Source organism: Anabaena sp. CCY 9402-a (assembly GCF_963920945.1).
Classification (GTDB): Bacteria; Cyanobacteriota; Cyanobacteriia; order Cyanobacteriales; family Nostocaceae; genus Trichormus; species Trichormus minutissimus.
The window spans coordinates 59,287-65,286 of the sequence record NZ_CAWUDL010000035.1 but is presented as its reverse complement, the minus strand read 5'-3'; the positions used below and the strand labels follow the sequence as shown (position 1 = coordinate 65,286).

Annotated in this window: 3 protein-coding genes; all 3 read right to left on the bottom strand. The window is 37.6% G+C overall.

Annotated elements, in window-relative coordinates; genetic code table 11:
• Nucleotides 1–127 precede the first annotated feature (127 nt).
• Nucleotides 128–1,864, bottom strand: coding sequence for a R3H domain-containing nucleic acid-binding protein (locus ACM0OR_RS14765; protein ID WP_414577018.1), 1,737 nt, complete (start codon nucleotides 1,862–1,864; stop codon nucleotides 128–130).
• A 40-nt stretch (nucleotides 1,865–1,904) separates the two neighbouring features.
• Nucleotides 1,905–3,020: a circadian clock protein LdpA gene (gene ldpA, locus ACM0OR_RS14760; RefSeq protein ID WP_414577017.1), complete on the bottom strand. Its 1,116-nt coding sequence runs from the start codon at nucleotides 3,018–3,020 to the stop codon at nucleotides 1,905–1,907.
• Between the two features lie 415 nt (nucleotides 3,021–3,435).
• The gene (locus tag ACM0OR_RS14755) at nucleotides 3,436–5,271 is read right to left on the bottom strand and encodes an EAL domain-containing protein (protein WP_414577015.1); all 1,836 of its coding nucleotides are present in this window, start codon (nucleotides 5,269–5,271) and stop codon (nucleotides 3,436–3,438) included.
• Nucleotides 5,272–6,000 lie beyond the last annotated feature (729 nt).

Here is a 6,000-nt window from a genome sequence, read left to right as displayed (position 1 = left end):
GGCTACGATAGTTGGAGGGTTGCCTCCCGCCACAATCGCTCAGTGCCAGGTTCTATTTTTCAAAAGAAAGACTCCCTTCATAATCATGAAGGGAGTCTTTCTTTTAGCCTAGTTTTTCTTCCTGAAACTATGCAGGATAAATACGCAATCGTCTATTTGGTTCTTCTCCGAAACTGTGGGACTTGAGTCGATAGTGTTCTACTAATTCATGTTGCATTTTGCGGACTTGAGGAGAGCGGGGTAATAACTCAACAGGCTGTCCTTTAGGAATGACTATTTGCTCAACAGCAAGTCTAGCTTCTTCTAGAGCGTCAATCTCGTCGTCGCTGCCATTATGCAAAAACAGTTGCAGTTCTCGATCATCAGCAATTTCTGGGTCGTCGATGTTGAGCAACCGCCGCAAACCACGAGTAATTTGTGGGATAGTGCTGGACTTAATCATGTGGATAGGGACATGACGAGCTTTAGCCATTTGCCTTAATTTGGCATGATTTTTGACGTGCGATCGCAGTGCCAAAATTGCATCTGCACTATCAATGTCTTTTGTCAATACCACTGGTAAAGTTAGCACATTAATGACCTGTTCTAGCTGATGGCGGCTGACACCGTATGGATAAATATGCAGTGGTAAGTCTTCACCATTTGGGCCAGCTTGTCTGCTAGTGCTGAACTCAATGCTCTCTGAATAGTTGAATGACTCATCCAGTAAGCGGTCAAATTCACTTGGACTAGGAACTCGTTCCCGTTCTACAGGGAAAGATGGCAACGCCAGCATTTGTCCTGATGTCCGCCAGCCTGTAGATTGTCTTGCTGATGAGAAAGAGTCTTCAGATGTTGATAAGTGTCCCCCGCGACCGTTAACAACAGTTAGTTGCCGTGTGATTGCAACTTTACCTTGCTCATCCACAGTTCTCGTTTGCGGATTAGTTTGGCGACCTCTGAGAAGATTATCAACTGTGTCCGCAACATTTTCGTGTACTACCCAACGTTGCCGTTCTAGCATTTCTACAGCAATTTCAAAGGTAGGAGGAGCTTTGCGTTCTAAAACAGTTTTTTGACTACCTCTTCTTCTGGCTTCATCGTCCCCCAGTGTCACAGCTTGGATACCACCAACTAAATCGGAAAGGGTAGGGTTTTTAATTAAGTTTTCTATCTGGTTTCCGTGGGCAGTACCTACCAATTGCACGCCTCGTTCAGCAATGGTACGAGCGGCTAAAGCTTCTAGTTCCGTACCAATTTCATCAATGACAATGACTTCTGGCATATGGTTTTCTACTGCCTCAATCATCACTTGATGCTGAAGTTCTGGATGAGCTACCTGCATCCTTCTAGCACGACCAATAGCAGGGTGAGCCACATCACCATCTCCAGCAATTTCATTGGAGGTGTCGATAATGACTACACGTTTGTTCAATTCATCTGCTAAAACACGAGCTATTTCTCTTAAAGCAGTAGTCTTGCCTACACCTGGCCGTCCGAGCATGAGAATCGATTTACCAGTTTCTACTAAATCGCGGATCATGCCTATTGTGCCAAATATAGCCCGACCCACACGGCAAGTCAGTCCAATGATCTTCCCATTACGATTGCGGATGGCACTGATGCGATGCAAGGTTTGCTCAATTCCTGCTCGATTATCTCCGCCAAAGATTCCAACTCTCTGAATACAATCATCTATCTGTTCTTGAGTGACTGGATTTTCGCTCAGATACTCAGCTTGATTGGGAAACCGAGCCTCTGGACGACGACCCAAATCCAAAACCACTTCTACTAAAGTCTCTATTTTGAGGTGATTCTCTAGTATTTGCCGCAGGTCTTGGGGCAAAATGTCTAACAACTTTTGGAGATCGTCTGTAATCGTCATGCTTTCTATAGTGACGTCTTGAGAGATAACGAACGAGCGATTATCGCTCCGGCTGTGACTTGATCTGGGAAACGAGAGAATGTGCAAGCTCCACGGCTTGCCAAAGTAACTCTGGTTCTTCTTCTAGGCGGATAGTTGCCTTGATCTTATTTTGATTTACCTCCTTGGTTTCTAACTGTTCGATAATGGGTGAAATTAATACACGAGCGTAGCTACCATAAGCTACTCCAGCAATGTGGTGCTGATTTTTGCTTCTTTGATCAGCACTATTTAATAATCCCATTGCTTTTAACTTAGCAACTGTATATCTATTAGTGCCACCTGCTAACTGTACATATCCTAGTAAATTAGCGGCTAAAACTTTTTGACCTAATTTCACAGTTGCTAATGTAGTACCGTCTCCAATATCACCACTCATAGGACGACCATCGGTTTGCCAAATTATTTCTTTACATTGGGGAGAAATGAGGTTGTAGATAGACTGAAGATATGCGACTATTCCTTCTCCATCAGGACAACTGATGGCTAATATCTTCAATTGTTCTGCACACGGTGAAATTACTTGCCATAGCTGCTTAAATTCGGCTAAACGCCCTACTTTTGTGTGGATTTCTACTGCATCTACCCCTGTTGATATTACCAGTGGTGCGATCGCATCTCGTGTTGATATATAAGATTTTGTATAAATTATATCATATGGGCAAATTGGCAAACAACGACCACAGCCGTAGCACTTCTGGGATTCAACTCCTGAAAAATTGTCTGCTCTACGGTCAAATATAATTGCCTGTGCTGGACAAATTTTTTCACATGGTCTAAGGCAGTCTTCGGGACACTTCGCGTGATCAAATTCGGCTTTGCGGAAGTGAGGGTCTTCTCCATCGTTCAAGCTGACCATCAAAAGCGGAGAATTACCTTGATAGTCAAAGCCGCGTATTTGGGCATCAGTCAGGAGACTCTTGGCTACTTGTAAAGCTTCTTGAACTGCTAAAATTACTGCTGGATCGGCAGCAACATCTATACAGTCAGCACCTGCCAAAGTGTAGGCTAATGTTAAACTCCTGACTGTAGGTAGGTGTTGGAAACTAGCTCCGCAGATGAGCTTGAACCAGCGACCTGTTTTTAAGGATTGTAATGGGGCTAAGATATTAGTCACATTTCTATTATGCTTTTATGTGACTGAAAATAAAAGTCTGAGATAAAAATATTGATTTTTTGATTCCAGATTTTTGGCTTTCACTCACTTAAACCGGGTTATTGCTTTGGATTAACTGCAATTATTTTATAAATAAGTAAATATTAAGCTAAAAGCTTGACTACATTTTGTAATTTAGTGCTGGTATAAATTTATTATCTCAGTTCGGAATTTTATTCAGTTCATGTATCATAAAATACCAAAATAATTAAATTTTAAAATTTTGGAAGCATTAGGAAGAAATATTGAAATAAGGTGTTTAAAGCAGACAAACATATCAAAGATTTTTGTAGCTATATCTTGAATATTGACTATTCATAGTATGTCAGTTTTCAATTGGATTGTATATTTTCGTTTCTTAATTTTTTTATTTATATTACCATTGAGGTAGCAATTCAAGAAAATCAATGATTAATTTTTGTTCTATAGGTTGAGAAAATAGATAGCCTTGAGCGAAATCACAATTTAACTTTTTGAGTTGGATTAATTGTTCTTGGGTTTCAACACCTTCTGCAATTGCAGTCATTCCCATAGATTCAGCAATACTAATCATTGCAGGAACTAAGCCCATATTTGCTTTATTCTCTTGCATAAGCTTGACAAAAGATTTATCAATTTTTAAGCCGTCAAACGGAAAATTATGTAAGTAACTTAAAGATGAATAACCTGTGCCAAAATCATCCATAATAAGTTTAATTTTTCGCTTTTTCAGTTCTTGTAAAATTAGCTTAATTTCTTCAGTATTCTCCATAATTACACTTTCTGTAATTTCTAACTCTAAGTTACTTGGATTGACTTGAGTTTCATGGAGAATGTGATCAATTTGAGCAATGAAGTTAGGTTGATAAAATAAGCGTGCGCTCAAGTTAACACTGATAGTAAGATTTTCTGGTGTTGCTGGATGATTTTGCCAAATACAAAGTTGTTGACATGCTAACTGCAAAACCCATGTATTAATCGGTTTAATTAAACCTGTTTCTTCCGCTACGGTAATAAACTCTGTGGGATAAATTAAACCTCTATTTGGATGTTTCCAGCGTAAAAGAGCTTCAAATCCAGAAATTTTACCTGTAGATAAAGAAATAATTGGCTGATAATAAATCAGAAATTCTTGTCGTTCAATAGCTTTACGCAGGTCGTTGTCCATTTCTAACACATGGATCGCATCCTGATACATACGTGGATTGAAAACATGATATCTAGCTCTTCCTAAAGCTTTAGCATGGTACATTGCTGTGTCAGTATCTCGCAACAGATGTTCTGGCTTTTCGTAGTCTTTACTACCCCAATTAATACCAATGCTGACATTCATAAAAACTTCATATCTTGATAGTTTAAATGTAGTTGATAACTTTTGTAGAATAGATTCTGCAACTTGAATTGCCATATTAATATCTGTCAAATTTTCTAAAATAATCCCAAATTCATCACCACCTAATCGTGCTAGAATATCAAATGATGTGAGACATAATTGTATACGAGTGGCAATAGCAATTAGCAATTCATCTCCTACTAAATGTCCCAACGAATCATTGATAACTTTGAAGCGATCGCAGTCCAAAAACATAACTGCAAAATGATAATTGGATTTCTGATTGGCACAATTTAATGCTTTTTCTATGTACTGAATAAATAAAACTCTGTTAGGTAAACCAGTAAGTGAATCATGCAGGGCTACTTCCATTAATTTATTTTGCAGAGATTCACGAACAGTAACTTCTGTTTGTAATTTTATTAAAGCTTTTTCTAGTTCGTAAGTGCGCTGTTTTACCCTTTGTTCTAATTCTGAATTGAGTGTAATGATTTCTAATTGTGCTGTCCTTAACTTTATTTGATTTTGTACCCGCACTAAAACTTCTTCTAATTCAAATGGCTTAGTAATATAATCTACACCTCCTGTTTTAAACGCCTTGACTTTATCGAAAACATCATCTAAAGCACTAATAAAAATTACAGGAATATCCGCAGTGAGTTCCCAAGCTTTAAAACGTTGACAAACTTCATAACCATCCACTTCGGGCATCATAATATCCAGTAAAATTAAATCTGGTAATACTGTTTGACACGCAGTTAAAGCCATCTGCCAGTTTAAAGCTTTGCGGACGTTATATCCTGCTCTAGTCAGAATTGAAGACAACACTCGCAGGTTGTCTACCATGTCGTCAATTATCAAAATATCTTTTTTAGATGTATCTAACCACTGGTAATTCATTCTGCATTTGTTCCGATCAGTTCCATGATTTTCTCAAAATGATACTTGTTTGCTAAATTCTTTAGAAATCGAATAACTAGTTTCGATTTCTAAAGAATTTAGCTGTAGTAACTTTTAAAGAGGCTGATATCTATAATTTGCTACAGCATGATTCTTGTTCTCCATTCATGAAAATGAAACTTGCAGAAAACACAGCAGAATATCTTTTGTGTACTTGGTGCTATCTAACCAATTTTGTTAGTCATGGCAAAATTTCAGGGAACAAATCAAGTTAATAACTTAATAAGTGTCTATGATCTGTGTCTGCATATTCATCATCCGAGATAATATCAGCTACATTCAATTTCAGGGTTACTACTAAATTACAATAGCAAAATATATCAAGCAATTAGCTGATACTAGTATAGGAAAATACTAAGTTTGATTTTTTATACTGAAGCTTTTAGAGCATATCTTCTGATATTTAAACATCAAGCTTTGTTATAACACCATAATTTGTCCTCTATCACCTGGAAATACATAATATGTATCTTAATTAAGTGTTAAGGTGTATTTCCACAGTTTTATAAAGGCTGCTAATTATAAATAATGTCACCATTAGCACTAACAATCAGTTCAATAAAATGATCGTATTATAAATTACTATTCCTGTTGGTGTATAAAAAAGACTGCTTAAATTCCTCAAAAAGCTAAAAGGAAAGAATGCTTAAGCAATAAGCTTTTTAATCT

Bases quoted from the DNA above. Each gene is read 5' to 3' on its own strand.
- ACM0OR_RS14765 (WP_414577018.1), bottom strand. From the start codon at position 1,864: ATGACGATTACAGACGATCTCCAAAAGTTGTTAGACATTTTGCCCCAA.
- ACM0OR_RS14755 (WP_414577015.1), bottom strand. From the start codon at position 5,271: ATGAATTACCAGTGGTTAGATACATCTAAAAAAGATATTTTGATAATT.